Annotated in this window: 17 protein-coding genes; 2 read left to right on the forward strand and 15 right to left on the reverse strand. The window is 37.1% G+C overall.

Annotated features, from left to right (window positions below):
* Positions 1–472: 472 nt before the first annotated feature.
* The 4 genes from ACFIJR_RS01105 to ACFIJR_RS01120 all read right to left on the reverse strand — a co-directional run bounded on the left by ACFIJR_RS01105 (position 473) and on the right by ACFIJR_RS01120 (position 6,301).
* A complete protein-coding gene (locus ACFIJR_RS01105) occupies positions 473–1,675 on the reverse strand; it encodes a pyridoxal phosphate-dependent aminotransferase (RefSeq protein WP_375653260.1) in 1,203 nt (400 codons plus the stop codon).
* 322 nt (positions 1,676–1,997) lie between these two features.
* Positions 1,998–2,207, reverse strand: coding sequence for a cold-shock protein (locus tag ACFIJR_RS01110; RefSeq protein WP_012754908.1), 210 nt, complete (start codon positions 2,205–2,207; stop codon positions 1,998–2,000).
* 246 nt (positions 2,208–2,453) lie between these two features.
* A complete protein-coding gene (carB, locus tag ACFIJR_RS01115; protein ID WP_375625815.1) occupies positions 2,454–5,939 on the reverse strand; it encodes a carbamoyl-phosphate synthase large subunit in 3,486 nt (1,161 codons plus the stop codon).
* A gap of 239 nt (positions 5,940–6,178) precedes the next feature.
* Positions 6,179–6,301 carry a hypothetical protein gene (locus ACFIJR_RS01120; RefSeq protein ID WP_375653332.1) on the reverse strand — a complete coding sequence of 41 codons (123 nt, stop codon included), beginning with the start codon at positions 6,299–6,301 and terminating at the stop codon, positions 6,179–6,181.
* Between the two features lie 464 nt (positions 6,302–6,765).
* On the opposite strand from ACFIJR_RS01120, the gene ACFIJR_RS01125 reads away from it, so the two are divergent.
* Positions 6,766–7,290, forward strand: coding sequence for a methylated-DNA--[protein]-cysteine S-methyltransferase (locus tag ACFIJR_RS01125; protein WP_375625817.1), 525 nt, complete (start codon positions 6,766–6,768; stop codon positions 7,288–7,290).
* Here the strand turns inward: ACFIJR_RS01125 and ACFIJR_RS01130 are convergent.
* The 9 genes from ACFIJR_RS01130 to thiC form a co-directional block, all read right to left on the reverse strand.
* Complete coding sequence (locus tag ACFIJR_RS01130; protein ID WP_375653263.1) at positions 7,287–9,608, reverse strand: ATP-binding protein; 2,322 nt, start codon at positions 9,606–9,608, stop codon at positions 7,287–7,289. The genes ACFIJR_RS01125 and ACFIJR_RS01130 overlap by 4 nt on opposite strands.
* Before the next feature lie 286 nt (positions 9,609–9,894).
* Complete coding sequence (gene pepN, locus ACFIJR_RS01135) at positions 9,895–12,522, reverse strand: aminopeptidase N (RefSeq protein WP_375625056.1); 2,628 nt, start codon at positions 12,520–12,522, stop codon at positions 9,895–9,897.
* A gap of 69 nt (positions 12,523–12,591) precedes the next feature.
* Entirely contained in the window at positions 12,592–13,434 is an 843-nt protein-coding gene (locus tag ACFIJR_RS01140; RefSeq protein WP_273788417.1) for a uracil-DNA glycosylase family protein, read from the reverse strand.
* Between the two features lie 446 nt (positions 13,435–13,880).
* Positions 13,881–14,639, reverse strand: coding sequence for a hydroxymethylpyrimidine/phosphomethylpyrimidine kinase (locus tag ACFIJR_RS01145; RefSeq protein ID WP_375625187.1), 759 nt, complete (start codon positions 14,637–14,639; stop codon positions 13,881–13,883).
* Positions 14,630–15,235 carry a thiamine phosphate synthase gene (locus ACFIJR_RS01150; RefSeq protein WP_375625055.1) on the reverse strand — a complete coding sequence of 202 codons (606 nt, stop codon included), beginning with the start codon at positions 15,233–15,235 and terminating at the stop codon, positions 14,630–14,632. The genes ACFIJR_RS01145 and ACFIJR_RS01150 overlap by 10 nt, the downstream gene beginning before the upstream one ends.
* Complete coding sequence (locus tag ACFIJR_RS01155; RefSeq protein WP_012754916.1) at positions 15,232–16,005, reverse strand: thiazole synthase; 774 nt, start codon at positions 16,003–16,005, stop codon at positions 15,232–15,234. Before ACFIJR_RS01155 ends, ACFIJR_RS01150 begins: the two co-directional genes overlap by 4 nt.
* A gap of 4 nt (positions 16,006–16,009) precedes the next feature.
* A complete protein-coding gene (thiS, locus tag ACFIJR_RS01160; RefSeq protein WP_273791115.1) occupies positions 16,010–16,207 on the reverse strand; it encodes a sulfur carrier protein ThiS in 198 nt (65 codons plus the stop codon).
* A gap of 3 nt (positions 16,208–16,210) precedes the next feature.
* Positions 16,211–17,161 carry an FAD-dependent oxidoreductase gene (locus ACFIJR_RS01165; protein ID WP_375625826.1) on the reverse strand — a complete coding sequence of 317 codons (951 nt, stop codon included), beginning with the start codon at positions 17,159–17,161 and terminating at the stop codon, positions 16,211–16,213.
* Entirely contained in the window at positions 17,158–18,993 is a 1,836-nt protein-coding gene (gene thiC, locus ACFIJR_RS01170) for a phosphomethylpyrimidine synthase ThiC (protein ID WP_375653266.1), read from the reverse strand. The genes ACFIJR_RS01165 and thiC overlap by 4 nt, the downstream gene beginning before the upstream one ends.
* Before the next feature lie 2,556 nt (positions 18,994–21,549).
* Between thiC and ACFIJR_RS01175 the strand changes: the two genes are divergently transcribed.
* Complete coding sequence (locus ACFIJR_RS01175; RefSeq protein ID WP_375653269.1) at positions 21,550–22,524, forward strand: tail fiber protein; 975 nt, start codon at positions 21,550–21,552, stop codon at positions 22,522–22,524.
* A gap of 1,144 nt (positions 22,525–23,668) precedes the next feature.
* On the opposite strand, the gene ACFIJR_RS01180 is transcribed toward ACFIJR_RS01175, so the two are convergent.
* Both ACFIJR_RS01180 and ACFIJR_RS01185 read right to left on the reverse strand, forming a co-directional pair.
* Entirely contained in the window at positions 23,669–24,502 is an 834-nt protein-coding gene (locus ACFIJR_RS01180; RefSeq protein WP_375653271.1) for a heme ABC transporter ATP-binding protein, read from the reverse strand.
* Complete coding sequence (locus ACFIJR_RS01185) at positions 24,499–25,596, reverse strand: FecCD family ABC transporter permease (protein ID WP_375625834.1); 1,098 nt, start codon at positions 25,594–25,596, stop codon at positions 24,499–24,501. Before ACFIJR_RS01185 ends, ACFIJR_RS01180 begins: the two co-directional genes overlap by 4 nt.
* Between the last annotated feature and the right edge of the window lie 5 nt (positions 25,597–25,601).

Below are 25,601 nucleotides of genomic sequence, written 5' to 3' on the forward strand. Positions count from 1 at the left end.
TACATGAAGTGCTTTTTATTAGAGTGTGAGGTGAATATTTAAGGCAGGTTTTGTTCATAAAGCCTATGAAGTAAATCAAGTCGTTATTAGATAGAACTTAAAGGAAACTGGATTGTTTACATAACGACGGGAGGTGGCTTCTTCTTCATTTTAGGACCAAGAAGAAGCCGAGAAATAAAAAAGATTTGATTGTAAGGGCTCTTGATTATAAGGGCAATTGTATTTAAAAGTTCTCGATCTTTTTTAGAGTTATAAATTGAATGGAGAAAGCAGAAAAGGTTTTTCATCTTTCATGATAATAAACCGATTCATTTATTTGATCGCTAGATTTTTTTGATCTTTATCTACACGTGTTTATTCATGGATATTTTTACTGAATCGATTGATTTAGGTCATGATACAGTTTCCGATATTTTCTCGCCTATACTGACATTCGGCAAAAAAACGATCACAAGAGATGGTATTAAAAATTTTAAATTAAACTGTTGCAAAAGCGCTGTATACGTATACAAGCTTCTTCAAGTAATTCTTCTGATGTTGCATAAGAAATACGAAAAGCTGATCCAAGTCCAAAAGCAGATCCTTGGACGACAGCAACAGCTTCTGTTTCTAGAAGCGCTATGGCAAAGTCTTCATCATTCGTAATACATTGACCGTTGGGTGTTTTCTTTCCAATAAGTCCTGTGCAAGAAGGATAAACATAAAAAGCACCTTCGGGCGTTGGACAGTGAATGCCAGGAGCTTGGTTTAGCATGGAAACAACGAGATCACGGCGTTCTTGAAAAATACTTTTATTTTTAGCGATAAAGTCTTGTGGTCCATTGAGAGCTTCAACAGCAGCCCATTGTGAAATGACACTTGTTCCAGATGTTTGCTGACCTTGAATGGTATCCATAGCTTTAATTAATTCTTGCGGTCCGCCTGCATAGCCGATTCTCCACCCCGTCATCGCATAGGCTTTGGAAACACCATTCATTGTAAGTGTACGCTCATAAAGCGCTGGTTCTACTTGAGCTGGAGTAACAAAGGTAAAACCCTCATATGTGAGATGTTCATATATATCATCGGAAAGAATATAAACATGAGGATATTTTACTAAAACATCTGTGAGTTTTTTCAATTCATTATGTGTATAAGCGGCACCTGATGGATTTGAAGGAGAGTTAAAGATGAACCATTTGGTTTTGGGGGTAATGGCAGCTTCTAGCTCTTGTGGTTGGAGTTTATAAGAAAATTCGGCTTTTGTTTCTAAAAAGACAGGCGTACCATCGTTGAGTGCGACCATTTCTGGATAACTTACCCAATAAGGAGATGGAATGATGACTTCATCCCCTTTATTTAAAGTTGCCATCAATGCATTAAAGAGAATCTGTTTACCACCGGTTCCAACAATAATTTGCTCTGGTTCATAATTGAGATTATTTTCTCTTTTAAACTTTGCAGAAATTGCTTGGCGCAATTCTGGAATTCCAGATATGGGAGGGTATTTTGTTTCTCCTCTTCGAATAGCTTCAATGGCCGCGTTTTTGATGTTGTCTGGGGTATCAAAGTCTGGCTCTCCAGCGCTTAAAGCAATAACGTTGCGCCCTAATGTTTTTAAATGACGGGCTTTTTGGGAAGCAGCAATTGTTGCAGAAGGTTTGATACGAGACAGTTTGTCGGCAATAAAAGCCATAATTTTAAATCCTTATATTATATCAACAAATGGTTATTGCTTTAAGGATATTCTATAAGAGATTATATTGTATGCAATAAAAAACTTCCAAAATACTCTTACACGGGCTTTATATTCATCTTTTTTGAGATTTTTACAAGATAATCTCTTCGTAGATTTTATGAAAGTTTTTGAGGAAGTATAAGGGAGGTTTGATAAATTGTGCAAAGGAGATAAGCAGTCTTTTATGTTAACAAGATAAAATGATGCTTCATACAAAATAAAAAAAATCTTCGTCGTTACAGACGAAGATTTTTAAATAAAATATTGCAGAACTTAAACCTTAAAGAGCTGCAAGATTGCCAGCGGCAAATTTTCCTGAACGACGATCTTGAAGAACATCATAGGAAATTTTTTGCCCTTCATTAAGACTGTTTAGACCAGAACGCTCGACGGCAGAAATGTGTACAAATACATCTGCACTACCATCACTAGGTTGAATAAATCCGAAACCTTTTGTTGTATTAAACCACTTAACTGTTCCTGTAGACATAGGAAACTCCTTAGAATATATAATTATATTGAGTATTGAAGCTTTCATTCCCTCAATACGGTTGTAGATCGAAATTAGGTGGGAGAAGTTTCGTCAAAAGTGCAGATCGCACAGGAAAGAAAGTCACGTAACCGAAAATTCGATGAAACCTCTATAAAAGTCTTTAGAACAAAAAGCAAGTCTTAATCAAATTTTATATAAAGAAAAAATAAGAAAACAGTGTACATTTTGCTGAGTAGAGAAAATTCAACTGAAATAACTTTGTAGTGAACGCACTTCAAGGCGCCTTTTTTTGAGTACTTTGATCGCTTCTACGACGGCTTCGGCTCCAGCTATTGTTGTATAATAGGGAACATTTTGCATGAGTGCTGCATAACGTAATGATTTTGAGTCTGAGATGGCACTGGCAGTGCTAGTTGTATTAAAAATCAATTGAATTTGGCGATTACGAATAGCATCTTCAATATGGGGGTGTCCCTCTAGAACTTTGTTGATTTTTGTTGCTTCAACGTGGTGTTCTGTGAGAAATTTTTGTGTTCCACTTGTGGCGACAACAGAAAAGCCAAGCTCAGTTAAACGTTTTACAGGATTTAAGATGCGTTTTTTATCTTCATCTCTTACAGAAACGAACAAAGTTCCCTCTTTAGGGAGTTTTACACCAGCTCCAAGTTGGGCTTTAGCAAAAGCAAGCGAAAATTCATAGTCAAGTCCCATAACTTCACCGGTTGAACGCATTTCTGGACCAAGAAGTGTATCAACACCTGAAAAACGAGCAAAAGGAAACACTGCTTCCTTGACGGCAATATGTTGTTTTTTCTGCAAAGAAGGTAATCCACCATAAGCTTGAAGAGCATCATGAAGTGTTTCTCCTGCCATAATACGTGCAGCCATTTTAGCAATAGGGCGACCAATCGTTTTTGCAACAAATGGGACAGTACGTGAAGCACGGGGATTGACTTCTAAGACATAAATGGTATCACCTTTTATAGCATATTGTACATTCATTAAGCCGCGAACATGAAGTGCTTGTGCTAATGCTTTGGTTTGGCGCTCTAATTCAGTAACTATTTTATTTGAGAGCGTACGGACTGGTAAAGAACATGCTGAATCACCAGAGTGGATACCAGCTTCTTCAATGTGTTCCATAATACCAACAATCAGTGTTTCTTTGCCATCACATAGACAATCAACGTCTACTTCAATTGCTTCTGTTAAATAGGTATCAAAGAGAAGCGGATTTTTACCAAGCAATATATTGATTTGTCCTGTTGTGTCGTTAGGATAACGGACTTTGATATCTTCTGAAATTAATTCAGGGACACTCTCAAGTAAATAATTTTGTAAGCTACGTTCATCACGGATAATTTGCATAGCACGTCCTCCTAAAACATAAGAGGGACGTACAACCAATGGAAAGCCTAGTTCGTGGGCAATGAGGCGTGCTTGTTCGATGGAGTGAGCAATACCATTTTGAGGTTGTGTTAAGTTAAGTTTAAATAATAGTTTTTGAAAGCGATCTCTATCTTCTGCTAAGTCGATAGCGTCAGGTGAAGTACCCAAGATAGGAATGTTGTGTTTTTCTAGAGCGCTTGCCAATTTCAAGGGTGTTTGTCCGCCAAATTGAACGATGACTCCAACCAAATCTCCTTTTTCCTGTTCTGCTTCTAAAATAGCGATAACATCTTCTGTTGTTAAAGATTCAAAGTAAAGACGATCAGAGGTATCATAGTCGGTTGAAACTGTTTCAGGATTACAGTTAATCATAATCGCTTCAAAGCCTGCATCACGCAGTGCAAAAGCAGCGTGGCAGCAACAGTAATCAAATTCAATACCTTGCCCAATGCGGTTTGGTCCACCGCCTAAAATAGCAATTTTTTTGCGTTCAGAAACGTGTGCTTCCGAGTGCTCTACACCTGCAAAGGGAACTTCATATGTTGAATACATATAGGCTGTAGGAGAAGAAAATTCAGCGGCACAAGTGTCAATCCGTTTGAAGACGTGTTTAACATTCAGTGATTTGCGTAAAGCTGCGATATAATCGGGTTCTTTTCCAGTAAGGGAGGCTAATCGCGCATCTGAAAATCCCATAGCTTTTAACATACGTAAGTTATCTGAGTCTTGGGGTAATCCATGAACGCGGATACGCTGCTCCATTTCAATGATGGAGGCTATTTGTTCTAAAAACCATGGATCAATTTTGCTAATTTGGTGAATCTCATTTAAGGGTAAGCCTGTGCGCATGGCTTGAGCAATGTAGCGCAGACGATCAGGGCTTGGTATTGCAATGGCGGAGCGTATAGAACTTTTTTCATCACCTTCAGCATGCTCTGGAATAACAATTTCATCAAGACCCGTAAGTCCTGTTTCAAGTCCACGGAGTGCTTTTTGTAACGATTCTTGAAAAGTGCGTCCAATTGCCATGACTTCTCCTACAGATTTCATCGCAGTTGTGAGGACAGGTGATGAACCGGGAAATTTTTCGAAAGCAAAACGAGGAATTTTTGTTACAATATAGTCAATAGAAGGTTCAAATGATGCTGGTGTTGCACCACCCGTGATATCATTTTTTAATTCATCAAGAGTATAACCAACAGCCAGTTTGGCCGCTACTTTGGCAATGGGAAACCCCGTTGCTTTTGAGGCAAGCGCTGAAGAGCGAGAAACACGCGGATTCATTTCAATAACAATGAGGCGCCCATTTTCAGGATTGACAGCAAACTGTACATTGGATCCCCCCGTTTCAACACCAATTTCGCGCAAAACAGCAATCGAAGCATTACGCATACATTGATATTCTTTATCTGTTAAGGTGAGAGCAGGTGCTACAGTGATCGAATCACCGGTATGAATCCCCATTGGATCAATGTTTTCAATAGAACAAACGATGATACAGTTGTCGTTCTTATCACGAACAACTTCCATCTCATATTCTTTCCACCCTAAAACACTTTCTTCAATTAAAACTTCTGTTGTAGGCGAAGCTTCAAGACCGCGTTCGATAATTTCATAAAATTCAGAACGATTGTAAGCGATTCCACCACCGGTTCCACCAAGGGTAAATGAAGGACGAATAATAGCTGGAAGGCCAATAACATCAAGAGCTTGAACTGCTTTTGCTGTTGCATGGGCGATATAATGTTGTTTGCGATCAGTTTCGGTATGTCGCCAGTTGCGCTCAAGTTCTTCGAGTGCTTTGTCAAGTGCAGCACCAGAAAGTTTTGCTTTAAGTTCAGCACGCGTTTTTGCGTGCTGTCGGCGATTTTCTTCTTTTAGTTCTGTTGCATTGGCTAACATAGAGCGTGGCGTTTCCAAACCGATTTTTGCCATCGCTTGGCGGAATAAAGCACGATCTTCAGCTTTATCAATAGCATCAGCATTGGCCCCTATCATTTCAACATGATAGCGGTCTAAAATACCCATACGCTTTAATGATAAAGCAGTGTTGAGAGCTGTTTGTCCTCCCATAGTGGGCAAAAGGGCATCGGGACGTTCGTGGGCAATAATTTTGGCAACTATTTCAGGAGTAATGGGCTCTATATAAGTTGCATCAGCTAGATCTGGATCTGTCATGATCGTGGCAGGATTAGAGTTTACCAAAATAATTCGATAACCTTCTTCTTTTAATGCTTTACAGGCTTGAGTGCCTGAATAATCAAATTCACATGCCTGACCAATGATAATAGGTCCTGCTCCGATGATAAGAATAGATTTTATATCTGTGCGTTTGGGCATGGCTTTTTCCTATGACAAATATCTGTGCGCGATTGTTGCGGGTAAAATATTTCAGTTCTGAGGCTACAGTCATTTTATAAGTTAAGTGACAAAGAAAGTAAGCACTAAAATACCTTTTCCATGCTTTTTTTCATAAAATTAAAGATAAATTTCTTTTTTGAGCTGAGTCATCTCGTCAGTATATCAAAAGTATGATCTTTGATAAAAAATAATAATAGTGCTCCAACAAATTAGAATATTTAAGCATACTGTGGAGAATAAAAAGCCGGAACATCTTTCCAATCCATTGCCGGCATATTTTGTGTTTTATGACGTTGTTTGCCTAAAGAGGACGCGCGCTTTTTCTGTTGCTTGTAAAACATAAGCCATTATTTATGGTTCGATGAGATTTCGTAAAATGAAATGGGAAGTTTATCTTGTTATTCCGTAAAATACTACCGTTTAGAGCTCTGATATAAGGTATGAAAATTTACCACATTAAGGTGTTTTTTTGTTAGAGTATATGATAGAATTCAGGGCAGGATTTGTTTGTAGAGAGCTTGTGAAATAAACCATATGAAATGGTCTCAGTTGGAATCTGTTAGATAAAAAGCAAGATTGTTGATAGATCTTTTCTGGTTGAAGTTTCCGTTTTAGGGTAGGAAGGAAGTCAATCGATGTATGTTTCCATTTCATAAAAGGGCGAGAGTGTATTTTAATACAATGGCTAAGGAGATAATTTCAGAATGATTTTGTTTGTTGTTAAAAGATAGTGAATACTCTCTCTTTACTTTATGGATGATGTTCAAAACTTTTTAAAATATTTAAAAATATAAAGAAGGCTAAAATGCTGAACATTTCCCAAACGAGAATATTCTGTTTGAAAGATGTATCAATAGGAAAGCTTTTGGTGGCTAGGTCTCAAAAAGGGATTTGTTATATAGCGTTAGGAGACACTATAGAGCAATTATTACAGGGGTTTACGATACGCTTTGGTGATGCACAACAAGTTGTAGGTGACAATACATTTAAGAGAGAAGTTGCCCATATTATAGCCATGATAGAAACACCTAAGTTGGTCAAAAAATATAATTTTCCCTTAGATATAAATGGTACAGTTTTTCAACGACAAGTATGGGCAGTATTATGTGATATACCATGTGGTGAAACAATTTCATATGAAGTCTTAGCGTGCCGTATTGGTATACCGAACGCTTTTCGTGCCGTTGCTAATGCGTGTGCACGTAACGAATTGGCTGTTATCATTCCTTGTCATCGTGTTGTGCGTAAAAATGGTTTTATTTCAGGGTATCGTTGGGGATCCAAACGGAAACAGATTTTGCTACAACGAGAACAAAATGGAGGAATTTAATTTTGTGTGATGGGCATTATAATCGTTACAGTTGTCCCTTTCATTTCTTTTGAGGTAATTTCAAGTTTTCCTTTGTGGAGTTCTAGCAAGGAGCGTGAAATGGCTAAGCCAAGACCTGAGCCCGTGTGAGATTTAGTAAGCTGATTTTCAACTTGTTCAAAAGGTTGCCCAAGTTTTTTAATTGCTGATTGGGGAATACCAACACCTGTATCTGTAATTTTAAAAATAAGGCTGTTTTTTTTCTTGAAAGCGCAAACATCAATATTTCCGCCAGAAGGCGTAAATTTAACGGCATTAGAGATGAGATTAAGGAAAATCTGTTTCATAGCACGACCATCAACTTCAGCATGAAGTTCTGGCGTAATGTTTGTTGTAACAACAATATTTTTTTCTTGAGCTTGAGGCGTTAATGTCCGTACTGCTTCACTAATGATGGGCTCAAGATCGGTATTTTTACAATCAAGCGTAAATCTTCCAGCTTCAATTTTTGACATATCAAGGATGTCATTGATAAGGGTTAGAAGATGGGTTCCTGAATTGTAAATATCATGCATATATTCCTTATAGCGTTGTGAACCAAGAGGGCCAAAAGTCGATTGTAACATGATATCTGAAAAGCCTAGAATAGCGTTAAGTGGAGTGCGCAATTCATGGGACATATTAGCCAAAAACTCTGATTTAGCTTTGTTAGCACTTTCAGCACGCTCTTTTTCTGCCTTGAGACTTTTATTAAGTTTTTCAACTTCTGAGGCACGTTGTTGAGCACTTCCTCGAGCACGTTTGAGTTCTTGAATGAAAGAAAAAAGACGCCTTTCACTGTCTTCAAATTTTTCCTGTTGTTGTTTAAGCTCAGAAATGTCAGTACCAATACAAACCAATCCTCCGTCTTGGGTTCGCCGTTCGTTAATTTTGAGCCAACAACCATCTGCCGTTTGGCGAATACTGGTTAAGTTACCAGTACCATCATCTTTAAGGGGATATTCACTGAGTGCAGGGCGTGCCATGGCTTCGACGGTTGCACGTTGGATACCGGATTGTAGAATTTGTTTAGGAATAGCAGCATATTCGCAAAATTTGCTGTTGGACATGACTAAACGTCCTTCTGAATCCCACAAGACGAAAGATTCTGAAATATTTTCAATCGCATCACGGATACGAAGGTCGGCTTGCGCTGTTTGTTCAGCCAATTGTTGCTGTTCACTAATATCGAAGGAAATACCAACCAAATGGGGTTCTTCTTCTTCAGTAACTTCAGCACGAATACGCATCCAGACATAATGGCCATCGGCATGACGCATGGGAACGTTAATATCGATATGCTTTTTTTTACCACTCATTAATTCCTGAGCAAGATCAAAAAAATTCGCATCATTTGGATTGATAATGGCGCTAATTTGGGAAATTGAGAGCAATGCATCCTGAGGGATATAGCCGAGCATTTCGTACATTGCTCGTGACCAGTAGACGCGTCCACTTGCCATATTCCAATCCCATAGTCCACAGCGTCCACGCATCATTGCCATATCAATACGGTTTTGAATTTTTTCTGAAACAAGATCCGTTTTGCGTGCTCGTACAATTTGGTTGTAATAAGCATAAAGAAGAGCGAGGATAACGCCACTAGTTCCAATGAACAGAGTTATATTTAACGAGAGAATTTTCCGCCATTCCATGGCGCTATCTTGCATCTTTTCGCTAATGAATACGCCATATTGCCCATTTTCTGTTTGGTGAAATGAAGCAAGAGCAGGGGCATCTTTTCCTATTGTGATTTTCATAATTCCAATGTGCTGACCAAGAGATTGTAAAGCAATGCTGTCAGAGATAAAATCTTGCAAAGGTTTACCTAAAGCAATCTCTGAACTAGATGAAGCTAAGACATTTCCCTTTTGATCAATAATGGCGATCAGAGTGCTAGGATTAATAAGCTCTTGATTACGAAAAGTGGTGAGGATATTTTGTAAATGACTATGAGAAAGGGTAGAGACTTTTCCTTTCTGAGAAACAGCCAGTAAGTCATGATTAATTGTATTGGTAATATGAGAAGCTAAGAGAGTGATGGTAGAACGCGTGTTTTTATCAATCGTGTTACGCCAATCATAGAGTGATACAAAACGAATTGATGCAAGTACAATAAGAAATGCTACAATGACAAATGGAAGTGAGCGACGCAACCAAGGCTCAATAAAGAGAAGCTTTTGATAGGCAGAGCCAGAAAGCAGATGAATACGTTTTTTCTGCGCTTTATGACTTGGAGCGCTCGATTTTGAATCAGCATACACCTCCGTTGGCGCATGATATGCGTCCAATTTAGCCATTTCCAGTTCCTTTAATTATGGAATAATGTGATTTAAAAACTGCTTCGATATTCATAGTAACCCCATCGAGTGCAATGAATCAAAACAGGAGTCTTCTGTCCAGTCTTTTTTTTAAAAAAAATAATTTTACTTCTATGAATTTGGAATATGAAAAGGAAAAGGCACTTTAAACATGATCTATAAACAGGCTTAGATTGCCTGTTTATAGATTTAATGATGATCGAATAGTCTGTAGAATTTATTTAAAAAATATTATAGAATATTGATTTAAAATAATTTTTTCGTTTCAAGTGAGCAGACGGTTGATGATATCAGCGACATCACTTGATAACTTTGGTGCAGCAGCAATCATTTTTAATTCAGTTTCAAGTTTTTGTTGTCGAATGGGTTCTAATTGTCGCCAAGAGCGCATCGTTGTTAATAATCGTGAAGCGAGCTGTGGATTTTTTTTGTCAATTTCCAAAATAATTTGGCAAAGAAAATGATAAGACGCTCCATCCATCCTGTTAAAGCCCGTGAGATTGTTAGAGGCAAAGACACCGATTAGGGAACGCACACGATTGGGATTATCTTTTGAAAAGAGCGGGTGTTGCATGAGCTTTTGAACATTCTCGAGCGTTGATGCCCCTGCAACCATTGCTTGAATGGAGAACCATTTATCCATGACCAAAGGATCATGGTGATAGCGGTTTTCAAAATCATTTAAGGCATTTTGCGCCTGCTCACTTTCATTAAAACGCTTCACGAGAACAGCGATACTAGCCATACGGTCAGTCATATTATCAGCTGTTGCATATTGTGTGGCAGCACGATTTGGATTGGCCTCAGTAATGGAAAGATAATCCAGTATTATATTCTTTAATGCTCGCTTTCCAGCTTGTACAGTGTTTGGTGAATAGGGCTCTTTAGTTTGCATTTGCCCATAAAATTTTGTGAAGAGCCCTTGATGTGTATGCGCGAGCGAAGCTAAAAACTGATTGCGCACATGATGAATACGCTCTGGATCAATATTTTTACCAAGTGTGTGGGCAAGTTCAACTTCGCTCGGTAAACTTAAACAAAATGCACGAAACTCAGGTTCAAGACTTTCATCTGTAACGATAGCTTCAATCAATTTTATCAAAGCAGAGGGCATACCCTCTTTTGCTTTTGTTTCATCTTGAATGCTTTGAATCAAAGCTTGCGTCATTAAATGATTAAGAGATTGCCAGCGATTGATGTGATTGTCATCATGTTGTGCAAGAAAAATAAGTTCGCTTTCATTGAATGGAGTTTGTAGATTGATTGGTGCAGAGAAGTCTCTAAGCAGTGATAAAACAGGTTTTTCACGCAGACCCTTTAATGTAAACGTTTGGTTTTCCTTGGATAAAAGCATAACGTTTGATTGAATATCTGTATCCGCTTCATAGGTGAGGTTTTCTCCATTAGGTCCTAACAAGCCAAATAATATAGGGATAAGCATGGGCTTTTTTGTATTTTGTTGTGGGGTTGCCGGAATATGTTGCTTTGCATGAATTGTTAAAACACCATCGCTATAATGACTATCGATTTCTACATTTGGTGTTCCAGCTTGTTCATACCACAACATGAATTGGGAAAAGTCTTGACCAGATACTTCAGCAAAACAGGCGATAAAATCTTCAATTGTACAAGCTTGTCCATCATGACGTTGAAAATAAAGATCAGTACCTTTACGAAATAGAGAGGGTCCTAAAATAGTCCGTATCATGCGAACAACTTCGGCACCTTTTTCATAAACAGTTGTGGTGTAAAAATTATTAATTTGGCTATATTGACGAGGACGTACAGGATGCGCAAGAGGTCCTGCATCTTCTGCAAATTGCGTCGCTTTTAATGCTTTTACATTTTCAATTCGTTGTAGGCTGCGTACATTTTGATCTGATGAAAATTCCTGATCACGATAAACAGTGAATCCTTCTTTTAAACAGAGTTGAAACCAATCGCGACAGGTAATACGATTACCGCTCCAATTATGGAAATATTCATGTGCAATGACACGTTCAACATTTCTATAATCCTGATCGGTTGCTGTTTCAGGATCTGCCAGAACATATTTATCATTAAAAACGTTAAGTCCCTTGTTTTCCATTGCTCCCATGTTAAAGTCGGACACTGCAACAATATTGAAAATATCAAGATCATATTCGCGCCCAAAACATTGTTCATCCCAACGCATGGAACGTTTAAGAGCATCCATTGCATAGGTTGCGCGTTTGGTTTTTCCTTTTTCCACATAGATACCAAGCTCGATACGTCGTCCAGATACAGTTGTAAAATGATCTTCTAACTTATCAAGATCTCCACCTACTAAAGCAAAGAGATAGGATGGTTTGGGATAAGGATCTTCCCAAATGGCAAAATGGCGATTATTCTCTAAAGTTCCTGTTTCCACCAGATTACCATTTGAAAGCAAGATTGGGATTGTTTGGGAATCTGCCTCAATTTTCACTCTATAGGTAGAAAGAACATCTGGGCGGTCGTAAAAATAAGTAATACGACGAAAACCTTCCGATTCGCATTGTGTGCAATAAACACCATTTGAAAGATAAAGGCCCATAAGTTGGCGGTTGCTTTCAGGATTCAGTTCCGTAACCAATTTCAATGTAAAAGGAGCTGCTGGTGGCGTTGTAATTTCTAAACGTGAAGGCGTCACTTTATAAGTGTTTGGGGCTAATGTCTCATCATTAATAGAAACGGAAATTAAAGTAAGATCATCACCAGAAAGAACAAGAGGTGTTAATTCTTTTGTATTGTGACGGGACTCAATAGACAATATGGCTGTAACATAGGTTTTTGTTGGTGCCAATTGGAAGGAAAGTTGTGTTTTAGGAATAACGTAAGGGGTTGGCTGGTAGTCTTCCAAACGATAAATAGGTGTTGTTGGCTGTTCCATAGTTTTTCCCATTCATATTTTAAGAGTTAAAGAAGGTTTTTAATTTTAGAGTCAAAGAAGATTAAAGAATTACAAAAGGCTATCGAGGCGATTTTTTACTTCTAAGAAGTCTATCCATGTAAGTTTTTTTTGACTAGGGGTTCGGAGAAGGTAGGCAGGGTGGAAAGTTGGCATAACAGGTATTTTTATATTATCCTCACTTTCATAAATATGCCATTTCCCTCGTGTTCGGATAATCCCATTTTGAGATCCCGTAAGGAGCTGTGCAGCAATGCCTCCCAGTGCTATAAGTACACGAGGACGCGCTAGATAAATGTGCCGTTCAATAAAAGGGCGGCACAAGGCGACTTCTCTTGGTGTTGGTGTACGATTTCCTGGTGGACGCCAAGGAATAGTGTTGGCAATGTAAACATTATTCCTTGTTAAGCCAATTGATGCGAGGATTTTATTAAGCAACATTCCTGCTTTTCCCACAAAAGGAATTCCTTGTATATCCTCTTCTCGTCCTGGTGCTTCGCCTATAAGCATCAGGGGGCTTCCTGCTGTTCCATCTGAAAAGCAGGTATTTTTTGCTGTCAATTTTAGTGAACAGCCATTAAATGCAAGGAGAGCAGATTTTAATTCATCAAGTGTTTTTGCATTGTTTGCACTCTCTATAGCTGTGGGTTCATTTTGTATAGCCCCCCTAGAGTTATGCAGCGGACGATGATCTGATTTTACGGTGGGAGATGTTTTGGGAGATGTTTGTTGATTATGAGAAATGTTCACGACAGATATTAATTTGCTCTCTGAACAAGCAGACTGCTTAAAACGATTAATAGGGAAATCTGTCAGAACAGCATCCGCACCACTTTCTTTATAAAAGTTTAAGAGTTCTTCATAGGAAATTGAGCACGGCGTTTGATTTAACATTTTATTTTTTCTAATGATCTAGCAACTATAGATCAAACAAAATTATCCTTCAAGTTTTATAAATGTATTCGCTAGCCATTAATGTACAAGAACGCTGATAGGATTCTCTCTTTTCACAAAAAAGGCAAATCGTAAAATGCGAGTGTTCGCGATTATATACATCTTTAAATGTACAATTTGTTTAAATTACGCTATTTTAAATTTTTAAACAGACTAAGTTATTTATAATAAAAGAATTCTCTACTGAATGCAAGTGGTATGATAACATTTTTGATCATTATATTCTATATTTAATAATTAATGAAAGTTACTTTTATAGTATTTTATTTATAAAATTAAGTATATTTTTTTTATTATTATATTATTTTTAATAATTTTTATTAAAAATATTAAATATATTAATGAGATATATAAATATTACTTTTATATGAAAAAATACTAAGACTTTACAAACTGTTTTTACAATGGTTTAAAAGTAATGTGTGGGTATATGCTTTTGCTTTTTTTACCGCTTCAGTCATAGATTCATTTAACGCCAAATGCGCAGCAATAGCGCTTGAGAGAATGCAACCTGTTCCTCGCATTGTTCCTTTTAAACGTGGCGTAGAAATATTTATGACTTCAGTTTTGTCAAAGAAGCTATCAATTGCAAGAGGACCCTCTGCATGTCCCCCTTTTACTAAAATAGATTGAGCTCCCAATGACAAAAGTTTTTTTGCTTGTTGTATTGCTTGCTCATCATAAGATGCCAATGGACTTTGGCTAAGAAGAGCAAGTTCTTCTCTATTCGGTGTTAAAAGAGTAACATGAGAAAGCAGTTTATCGATCATCGTGTCGATGATTGTTTCCGTTGTTAGTTTTCCTCCTGATGAAGCGACAAGTACGGGGTCCAAAATAACTGGGATATGGGGATAGTCTTTGAGTACGTTACAGATTGCTTCTATAATTGCTTTTGTCCCCATCATACCGATTTTTATTGCGCTTATTGGATTTGCTTCTAGGGCAGCACGCATTTGCGCAGCGACGAGGTCTTCGCGCATTGGAATGATTTCGGCAACGCGATTATCATCTTGTACGTTAACACAAGTGATTGCTAAATTTGCTTTTATTTGAAAATGTGCAGCGGTTTCTATATCACGAACAATACCGGCACCTCCTGTTGGATCTGTGCCTGCAACAATAAGAATGGAAGGTATCAACGCCATATTTGTGTCACTTTTATCCACTGTTGGACACGCTCTTCAGGTTTTTTATGGAGGATAATATCAGTCACAACAGCAGCACTATTTGCTCCCGCTTTTAAAACACCAACTGCGCGTTCTGGTGTTAAACCACCAATGCCCACCAAAGGTAAAGCACCAATCCGCTTTCTCCATTGTTTGATTTTTTCTAGTCCTTGCGGCATCCATTTCATTTTTTTTAAGATTGTCGGATAAATAGGACCAAGTGCAATATATTCAGGATTAACAGAGAGTGCGATATCCAATTCATGTTCATCGTGTGTACTAAGACCAACTTTTATACCACTTTTACGAATTGCGTGAAGATCAGCATTGCTTAGATCTTCTTGTCCCAGATGAATAAAATTGCACTTTTCATCAATTGCTATTTCCCAATGATCATTAATAATTAATTGTGCTCCCAATTTATTGCATATGTTTTTTGCGCGCTTGATATGTTGACGGATTATTTGTTGATTTTCATGTTTCATACGCAATTGTACGAGCTTGATGCCAAGAGGGAGCAAACGTTCAACCCAATCAGCGTTATCAACGATGAGGTAAAATGGATCCAGTTTCATGAAAATACTGCTTTTCCAATGACTGGCGTTGAAGGGACTGCCACATTGCGTGCTTCGATCATGCCAGCTTTATATCCCATACGTCCTGCTTGAACAGCTTTAGAAAATGCTTCAGCCATTAAGACAGGATCACCTGCTTTAGCAACTGCGGTATTAAGCAGTACTGCATCGTAACCGAGTTCCATCGCAATGGCGGCATGTGATGGGCGTCCAATGCCGGCATCAATAACAAGAGTAGCATCCGGAAGGTAAGCACGGATAGAACGCAATCCATCAGTATTATGAGGTCCTTTGGCAGAACCAATAGGAGCACACCAAGGCATAATAACACGGCAACCAATGTCAAAAAGTTTTTCAGCAACAATGAGATCATCCGTTGTGTAAGCAAAAATTTTGAAACCTTCATTGTTTAAAATTTGCGCTGCTTCGATTAAGGAAAAAATATTTGGCTGTAAGGTGTCTGGGTTTCCTATCACTTCGAGTTTAATCCAAGCTGTTTTAAAGAGATCTCTTGCTAATTGCGCTGTGGTTACGGCCTCTTTAACAGTATAACAACCAGCAGTATTAGGAAGTACTGTTACCCCAAGTTCTTGAAGAAATTGCCAAAATTGTCCACCTTGTTTTCCACCTGCAGTTTCACGGCGCAAGGAAACAGTTACAATTTCCGTATTCGATTTATGAATAGCATCACGAAGGATTGCTGGTGAAGGATATTGCGCTGTACCTAATAGAAGACGGGAAGAGAATTGTCGTCCATAAAGATTCAGCATAATTTTAGCCTCCTTGCATTGGGCTTAAAATTTCAATTTTATCTCCTTCATGCAAGACAAATTGGCTTCGTGCATCTATGGGAACAACTTCAGCGTTAACAGCAGTTGCAAGCCAATTTCCTTCATACCCCAATTCTTCAAGCAAGAGACCGAGAGTCATAACTTCTGTTTGGACTGTTTCACCATTAACAAATATTTGCATGCTTTATTCCAATGCCAATTCCATTGCTCGTTTTGCCATTTCTGGAGACAACAGAAAACCATGTCTATAAAATCCATTAATAGAAATAAAGTTACCATCTTTATGCACAGAAGGGAAGTTATTAGGATAACATGGACGAACACCAACGCCAGATTCAATAATTTCTGCTTCAGCAAAAGCAGGATGTAAAGTATAAGCCGCGTTGAGCAGTTCCATCATTGATCTCACTGAGATTGCACCATCAAAGTCACTTTCAATCATCGTTGCACCAATCATAAAAATATTATCTTGTCGAGGTACAATGTAGAGAGGAAACCGTGGATGAAGAAGACGAATTGGACGCGAAATTTTAATATCGGTGCAGCGCACGAGAAGCATTTCGCCGCGTACGCCCCGTATATTTTTATCTTTTCCTAAACGTGCTATTCCTGTCGCATCAATAACAATATCAAAATTTGTTTCAGCCGTCTCTACATCAACAAAACACGCTCCATTGTTGAGAAGCTTTTCTTTTAAAGCCATAAGTGCTTTGCGAGGATCAATATGGGCTTCATTTTCATAAAAGAGTGCACAGTTAAAACGTTCCGCAAGATCTGGTTCAAGATGAGCTATCTCTATATTATCTATGGTTTTGTGATTATGCGTGCGTCCAGAAAACCGTTCAAGCTCTCCTCTATCTCGTGTAGGTGCAACCACTAAAGTGCCTTTTTGTATGACAAGGTTGGGAAGCGTTTTACGCCACCACTGTATAGCTTGTATACCAAGATCTTCAACAATCTGTTCCGCATTTTCTCTCTCACAGTAAGGTGCGAGCATTCCTCCTGCATACCAACTAGCACTTCCTATAGGAGAATGAGGGGGAGCCGATATAGTAACAGAAACACCTTTTTGCTGTAATATAAAGGCAACCGTTAAGCCGCCTACACCTGCACCTTTGATAAGAATGTTCTTCAACTGTTTACTTTCTTTTTTTGAGGAGAAATGATTTCCATATAAAGATCACCATTTTTTTGATATTTTTCGGCCATGGCGATCATACCTTCCCCTTTTGTTTTTCTTATTGCTGCTGCCTCACGAATATCATGAGAAATACGCATAGAACAGAATTTTGGTCCACACATGGAACAAAAATGTACCAATTTATGGGCTTCTTTAGGCATTGTTTCATCATGAAAGGCACAGGCTGTTTCCGGATCAAGAGAAAGGTTGAATTGATCATGCCATCTAAAATCAAATCGTGCACGCGAAAGAGCATTATCGCGCAATTGTGCTCTAGGCAAACCTTTGGCAAGGTCAGCGGCATGAGCAGCAATTTTATAAGTGATCACACCAGTTTTTACGTCATTTCTATCGGGGAGTCCTAGGTGTTCTTTAGGTGTTACATAACACAACATAGCTGTTCCAAACCATCCAATCATAGCGGCACCAATTGCTGATGTAATATGATCATAACCAGGAGCAATGTCGGTTGTAAGAGGTCCCAAAGTATAAAAAGGCGCCTCATGACAGAGATCTAATTGTTGCTCCATATTTTCTTTAATTTTGTGCATTGGGACATGCCCAGGACCTTCAATCATAACCTGTACATCTTTTTTCCAAGCAATTTTTGTCAATTCTCCCAAAGTTTTAAGCTCTGCAAATTGGGCTTCATCATTGGCATCGGCAATAGAGCCAGGGCGCAATCCATCCCCCAAGGAAAGAGAGATGTCATACGTGCGTGCAATATCACAAATTTCATCAAAATGTTCATAAAGAAAACTTTCTTTGTGATGCTGCAAGCACCATTTTGCCATAATAGAACCACCTCGTGAAACAATACCTGTTACCCGATCAACGGTCAAAGGGATAAAAGGTAATCTTAATCCCGCATGAATGGTAAAATAATCAACACCTTGCTCTGCTTGCTCAATAAGAGTATCACGGAAAATATCCCATGTTAGGTTTTCGGCAATACCCTGTACTTTTTCGAGTGCTTGATAAAGTGGAACAGTTCCAATAGGAACAGGGGCATTTCGAATAATCCACTCACGAATATTATGAATATTTCGACCTGTTGAGAGATCCATAACTGTATCTGCTCCCCAGCGAATGGCCCAAACCATTTTATCAACTTCTTCTTCCATAGATGAAGTCACTGCTGAATTGCCAATATTAGCATTAATTTTAACACGAAAATTACGCCCAATAATCATGGGTTCGCACTCTGGATGATTAATGTTTTGTGGAATAATGGCGCGTCCACAAGCAATTTCATTGCGAACAAATTCGGCAGTATAAATTTCTGGTATTGATCCAGCAAATGTTTCATTTGATGGTACATTTTGCTGTTCTTTTACTGCTAATCCTTCATTTTCTCGTATAGCCACATATTCCATTTCTTCGGTAATAATGCCTGCGCGCGCGTAAGCCATTTGTGTAATTGCTTTGCCATTTTTTGCTCGTAAAATGGGACGTTTTTGTTGAAAGGTTGGTGTAAGGTTTTTATCAGAAGCCAATCCATTATCTTCAGGTTTAACTAATCGTGCAGGATAAGTTTCAGTATCATCCCGCTTAGAGAGCCAAGGCAAGCTAATTGCTGGCAAGCCTTTTGTAATATCAATGATCATATCTTTATCTGTGTAGGGGCCAGAAGTATCGTAAACTTTTAAAGGTTTCTCACCACTGCCATCAGTCAGTGAAATTTCACGCAATGGTACGCGCACATCAGAAAAGATAGGACTTTGTTGATAAATTTTGCGTGAAGCGGGAAAGGGGTTACAACTGATTGATGGAGTATTTTTCTGCACAAACTTTTTCCTTATAGATACAGAGTTCAAAAATAGGTTGCGATGTTAATGGAGATATATTCAAATTATCAATTACGAGCATTCGGATGAATAGAAATAGTATTTGCTTTATAGCAAAGCAAACCGAATAAAGCTCAAGAAAATTTATTTTGAAAAATTGATACAATATCTATTCTAATATTTGCATGCCTCCTCCCATTTAAAGTATTTTTTTAATACGAATATGGTTGGCTTAAATATCTATATTGTCAATCATAAAAATATATTTAAATGATTTTGGTGTGTTTTTTAAGAGTGAAAATAGATATTATGAAGTGATAAACTATGATACTGAAGCTTTTATAAACAAGAATAAAGTTAAAAACGGATTATCAAGGAAAAATTAGATAGTTTATAGCTCTGATCGAGATTTTTTTCATATTAAAATAGTAACTCAGAATACCATAAGATTCTTTCATCATACATCTTTTCATATAAAATCACTTCTTGCACGTCATCAGTGGGAGCATATGGGGCAAAATACTTGAAGAAAGGAAGCGAAAAGTCATACATGAACATTCTCAGATGCGAGGACGATCGCAATGTGGCGACCAACAAAATTGTATAATGGGTTCCAGCTTGTATCTTCAAAAGCTTAAAGATGACGATCTGTAATGGCTTTCTATTGTATCATTGACGTGTGCTATCGTAAAATGAACAGAGTATATTTTGAGCAATATTTCTTTAAAAAGTGCGTGATATGCAATATCATTATATTTTGTGTGGGGCATTCTATTTTTCATGAGGAGATATTCCCATTAAGAATGCGATAAACAAAAATGTGAAACAATACTTAATCTTTATTATTAAAAAATGATGATGAAAATGAACAAAGGCTTTTCATCTTGAAATTTCATCAACACTTTTAAAGAGTTGGAAGAGAGAAAGCAAAAGGATGTATCTCAGCATAAAGTACTACTTAAATTCATTTTCTGAGACATAAAGCTCTTTGTTTTCAAGGTAAAGGTACTCAAGAGTCATGTGATATCGTGCAGTAATATTACAGATAAGAAATCACTCATTATATACAAAAAGATATACAAAAAGCTTTCTAATTATAATGAAGTGCTCTTATTTATTATAATACAACAAGAAAAAAATTGAGTAAATTCGCCTCAAAAAAATTTTTAAACACTAAAATAGGGAATAAATAAAACAAACGCAAACAAAGAATTATTATAATAATGATTATCAAAGCCAAAAACCAATTTTGGAATAAGTAAGGAATTATGAGGAAGAGTAACCAAATTCCCACTAATATTGCTATTATTAGCAATGTTACAATTGGTAGCCATATAAAATCTGCAGCTATACAGGAAAAGATGATTGGTATACCCCAGAGATAGACAAATGTGTTAACAAGAGACTCATAGATAAATTCGTTAGTGAATTCTTTATCTAAACTATCATAGCATTCTATAATTGCTTTGCATTGTTCCACTAATATCATAAAACTCGTTATGAACACTATGAAAGATATAAAAAATAGCTTATCTTTTAGATCTTGTTAAAAAAATCATTTTTAAGTAGTTCAATTATACTAAATAATGAGGTAAACGCTGGAAAGAATAGAGAAGAGCACCAATAATTGCAAGATGTTGTTGAGAATGATTTATTATTCTTGCAAAAAAAATATACATATAATAATATATATAGAAATATGCTAAATGCGGGAGGGGAGAATTTGGTTACGGGGCATTAAAAAAACAAGGGTATTGTTCATAAAAATTGGGGGAGGGTGCTAGGTTATGTTTTTTAATGTTTTCCGGATCGGATACAACCTTCAGATGTGGTGAAGGTGTGTGGTATTTCATTTCCAGTTCAATGAAAGTGTGAGGAAATGGCCATATTGAGTATATTCTCTATGGTGCATTTAGATTGAACAAAAGCCTGTTCAAAAAAACATTGGTGCTGACCTTGTAACACAATTTCAGGAATAAATTGAATAAAATAGAACAAAGCATTTGCATGTGAATAAAAACATAATGAAGCATGCAAAGAATTTAAAGCTAACTTTAAAATTTTAATACAAGTGATAGCCAAAAGATAGAGTTTCCTTGTTTTAAAATATCAACGAGATAGATTTAAACTATTGAAAAAAATAAAAAAGATAATGCTTAAGTCAGAAACTTTCTATGTGGATGATAAGTTATTACATTCGATAATGGTTATATGAAATCCATAATAAGGAAAATTTTGAACAGTATTTATAAATTTTGCAACAAGATGCAAGATTTGAGAAATATTTATATAACAACAGCAAAGCAACAAAACAAGATATTAAGTAACATCAGATGAGGTGGTTACATCACACATTAGAAGAGAAAACATTAATACTAATGTTATGAAAAGCATCTGGTGAATTTAGGTTATTAAATTGTAAGGAGTGAAGAGAGGTAAAATGCGTAAATACGGATGGTGCAGTGATTATGATGTACCAATCAACAGTGGCAGCACATTTTAGTGCACAGAACGAGAATTTGTTAGAAAAACTATGAAAATAATGGGGGATTTATAATGTCTAATATTTACGATTGGTCTCTAAAGGCTGATGAAAATGCTTATTCAGATAGTATCATTAATTGGGCAGAAGGTCAGCCGCCTAGTTCTGTTAATGATAGTGCACGGGCGATGATGCAGCGCGTGCGTGAATATCTTGCAGATAATGGTGGATCTATTAATTCAAGCTTTACAGTAAATGTGGAAGATAAAACAACATTAATTACCTTAAAGACAGTTTCGCCTATAAAAAAATACAACAATGATATCATCATACGTTTTAAAGCTTGTGGTGTAAATATTGGCTCGACAAAAATAACTGTTAATAATATAGGAGAAAAGCTTATCTATAAAGCAACTGATGCGGGGGTTATACCATTAGAAGGTGGAGAATTTCAAACAGATGGCATTTATGAAATGGTGTACAATAATGGTGTTTTAATAAAAGAGCATGAGGGGTGGTATTTATTAAATCCTACACCACCAAAGATAGAAAGTTTTCCCTCTGGATTTATTGCAACATTTGCTATGCAAAATGTGCCAAATGGTTGGCTTTTGTGTGATGGTAAGGCCTATAAGCGTGAAGATTATCCGCAGTTATTCAACGCAATAGGTGATAAATGGGGAAAAGACAGCAATAAAACTTTTAAAGTTCCTGATTTTAGAGGCATGTTTTTACGCGGCTTTGATAATGGTCGGGGGTTAGATGGTGGTAGAAAATTTGCAGATGAACAACAAGATAGCATAAAATCGCATACGCATATTGGGAGTATTGAAAATGCAGGCGAGCATGCGCATAATTTTGAGTATAAAGGAGTTGGATGGCCAGTTGGTGATATTGGGAGACTACCGAACCATTATACCTATAATGCGACCCTGAAGGGGAGAACAGGTTCTGCTGGCGCACATACACACAAGGTAACTCTTTCCCATACGGGTGAGGCAGAAACGCGTCCTGTTAATGCAACCGTTGTCTATGCTATAAAATCCTGAGTATGTTTGAGTAATAATAATCTATAGACATTGATAATTTTATTAACGCGGAGCAATTCCGCGTTATTTTCTACGTCTATGAAGAGGAAATCTATATTGTTAATACGATACTTGAGGGAGACAAAAAAACAATTTTAAAATGATTAAAAGAAAGAGTTAAGGATATAATTTATTATCAGAAAAAGAAAATCATAACTTTTTTATAATTGTATGATAACATAGAGAAAATGTATTAAATCATTTAAACTGTGCCATGAAGAGATCTGGAGATATATTTGTTCATAAGGTGTTTTGATAGGGGATAAGGTGATAAAATTATTCAACCTGAGGCATAAAAAGTACAATATTTTTAACGTTTTTTGTGTAAAAATAGCATACCCCTGTATGAGTTAATTTATCTCATAAAGATATCTCTCATCTTGTTGTCCATTTCATTTCTTTGCATTGCTATGGTGTAGGCTTTATCTGTAAATGATAGTATTCCTTGAGTGGAATCATCGTTATGCTTGTGAAGCAGCAGACAAATGCTATCTCTCTCCTCATTCCTATATTCCGCATTGTTTTTGTATTAGGGGGCTTACAAGAAGCGTTATTGATTTTATTTTAAAGTTTTTATTCAATAGTTTAATTCTTTGTAATATGCCAATAAACGATTTTTTAAATAGAGAGAGAAAAGTAAAAAATATCATTATAAATCAATATTTATTTATACAAAAAGCTAAAGTATATGTGTTATAAAGAAAATATTACCATTAAAGCTACAAATAAATTTTTATAGATGGGAGAAAGGTACTTGATTTCTACATAGTCCTTAGAAGATATAAATAATACACCCCATTATTATAACAAAGGCATTTGTACGCATTTCTTGAAACATTTTTATAAAGATAAAAGTGATAAAAAGAGTGGAAAAACGCATATTTATGTTGTATAAATTCGTATTATCTAACAGCTTGATAGCAAAACAAAATTTCGCATGTTTTTAGTTATGTAAAATCTTGAAAGATTTTAAACTAGTGGTTTTTTCTCAAAATATTTTTAGGGTGTTTGGTTTTCTTTTTTAAAATGACAGATGACAAAAAGAAGTTCATATAAAAATAAAAAAGATTCTTAAATATTTGCATGTTTTATTTTTCTATGGACTTTAGTTTTTAGATTGAAACCGATAGCTTAGAGATCTAATTTCATAGGAGGATGCCGTTTGAGGGAGTATAAATGGGATATCTTCTTTAGGTAATTCAGAAACGTTTAAAGAACAATGATAAACATCGCGGAGATTTTGTGTTGTCAAAACGTTAGTTGCATTTCCTTTGCAATAAATCTCTCCTTCCTTGAGCAAGATCATGTTATCTGCATAATGTGCTGCGAGATTGAGGTCATGAAGAACAGCAAGAACGCCGCCACCAGAATGGGCAAATTGTTTAGCAATATCCATAACGATGATTTGATGTTGAATATCGAGGCTAGCAATAGGTTCATCTAATATCATCCAGCGAGGAATCCCATTATGAACAGGTTTCCAGATTTGGCAAAGGACACGGGCAAGTTGTACTCTAGCTTGTTCTCCACCTGATAATTGGTGATAATACAGGTTGCCATAATCAGAAAGGTCAACGCACTCTAAAGCTTTTTGGATAAGATTTTGCACTTCGGCTTTGGTAATGGTAAATTGGTTTACAGAAAGGCCAAGCCCTACAACTTCATGGACTAAGAATGGAAATACGAGCGTTGTTGATTGTGGTAGCACAGCGCGCATTTTTGCCATTTCATGAGTTTTTGTTTGGCATACATTATAACCATTTAAGGTTATTTTTCCACTGTAAGGAATTTCACCACTCAGAGCTTTGATAAAAGTACTTTTCCCTGATCCATTAGGACCAATAATAATGGTAAAAGCACCACTTTTAGCTTGAAGATTAATGTGTTTAAGAATCTGCTTCTTTCCGCGCTGAACACAAATATTTGTCGCTTTAATCATGAAAAGTCTGTTCCTCGTTTGCATATAAGGATCCATAGAAAGAAAGGAGCACCAAAAAGCGCTGTTACAATCCCAATCGGCAATTCTGCGGGGGCAACAATTAAGCGTGCAAACGTATCAGCAAAAATAAGTAATGCTGCTCCCAAGAGAGCAGAGCAAGGAATGAGATAGCGATGATCAGGACCAATGAGTTGACGTAAAATATGAGGAACAATAATACCAATAAAACCAATACCACCACTGACAGCAACAGCACTACCACACATAAGGGCAACAAGGGGAATAGCAATATTTTTAACGCGTTGAATATGGAAACCAATATGGCCAGCAACAGCTTCTCCAAGAGCAAGGGCATTAAGTGCTCGTGATAAAAAGGGAGAGAAAAGAAGACCAATAACGATGAAAGGGAGAACGAGCCATACTTTCAACCATGTAGCGCCTGCAAGAGAGCCAAGACTCCAAAAAGTGATATCACGGAGTTGTTGGTCATTTGCGATAAAAATCAATGTTCCAACAACTGCACTGCTTAATGCACCAAGAGCAATACCAGCAAGCAGCATGGTTGCAATAGAGGTAAAGCTATTATGCGTTGCTATTATGTAGAGAATAATCGTTGATAAAAGTCCACCAAAAAAAGCACCTATGATAACTTTGTAAGGCTCTAGAAAAGGTGCAAATGAAACAGGAAAAGCAATACCGACAACAATTGCTAAGACTGCTCCAAGTCCAGCACCTGCTGATACACCTATAATTCCAGGATCTGCAAGAGGATTACGGAAAAGCCCTTGCATAAGAACACCGGAGACAGCTAAAGCTGCTCCAATTAACAATCCAAAGATAACACGGGGAAGCCTTATGTCGATAAGCACGAGGTAATCACGCGTTTTACTACTTACTGAAAAATCTTGTGTAAGCATCACATGGAGGAGATCAAGGAAAGAAACCTTTGCGGCACCATTCAAGAGCCCACCAAAAATACTGAAGGTAAGGAATATTATTAAGCTTAATAATAAAACCTTCCCCTGCTTTGAACGGTTTATTTTTTTACCTTCTTTTGTTTCAGGTAAATGCATCATGGATGTACCGTCTACCATTTTTA

Origin of the sequence: Bartonella sp. OD88NMGDW (assembly GCF_042193775.1) — a bacterium.
GTDB lineage: Bacteria > Pseudomonadota > Alphaproteobacteria > Rhizobiales > Rhizobiaceae > Bartonella > Bartonella grahamii.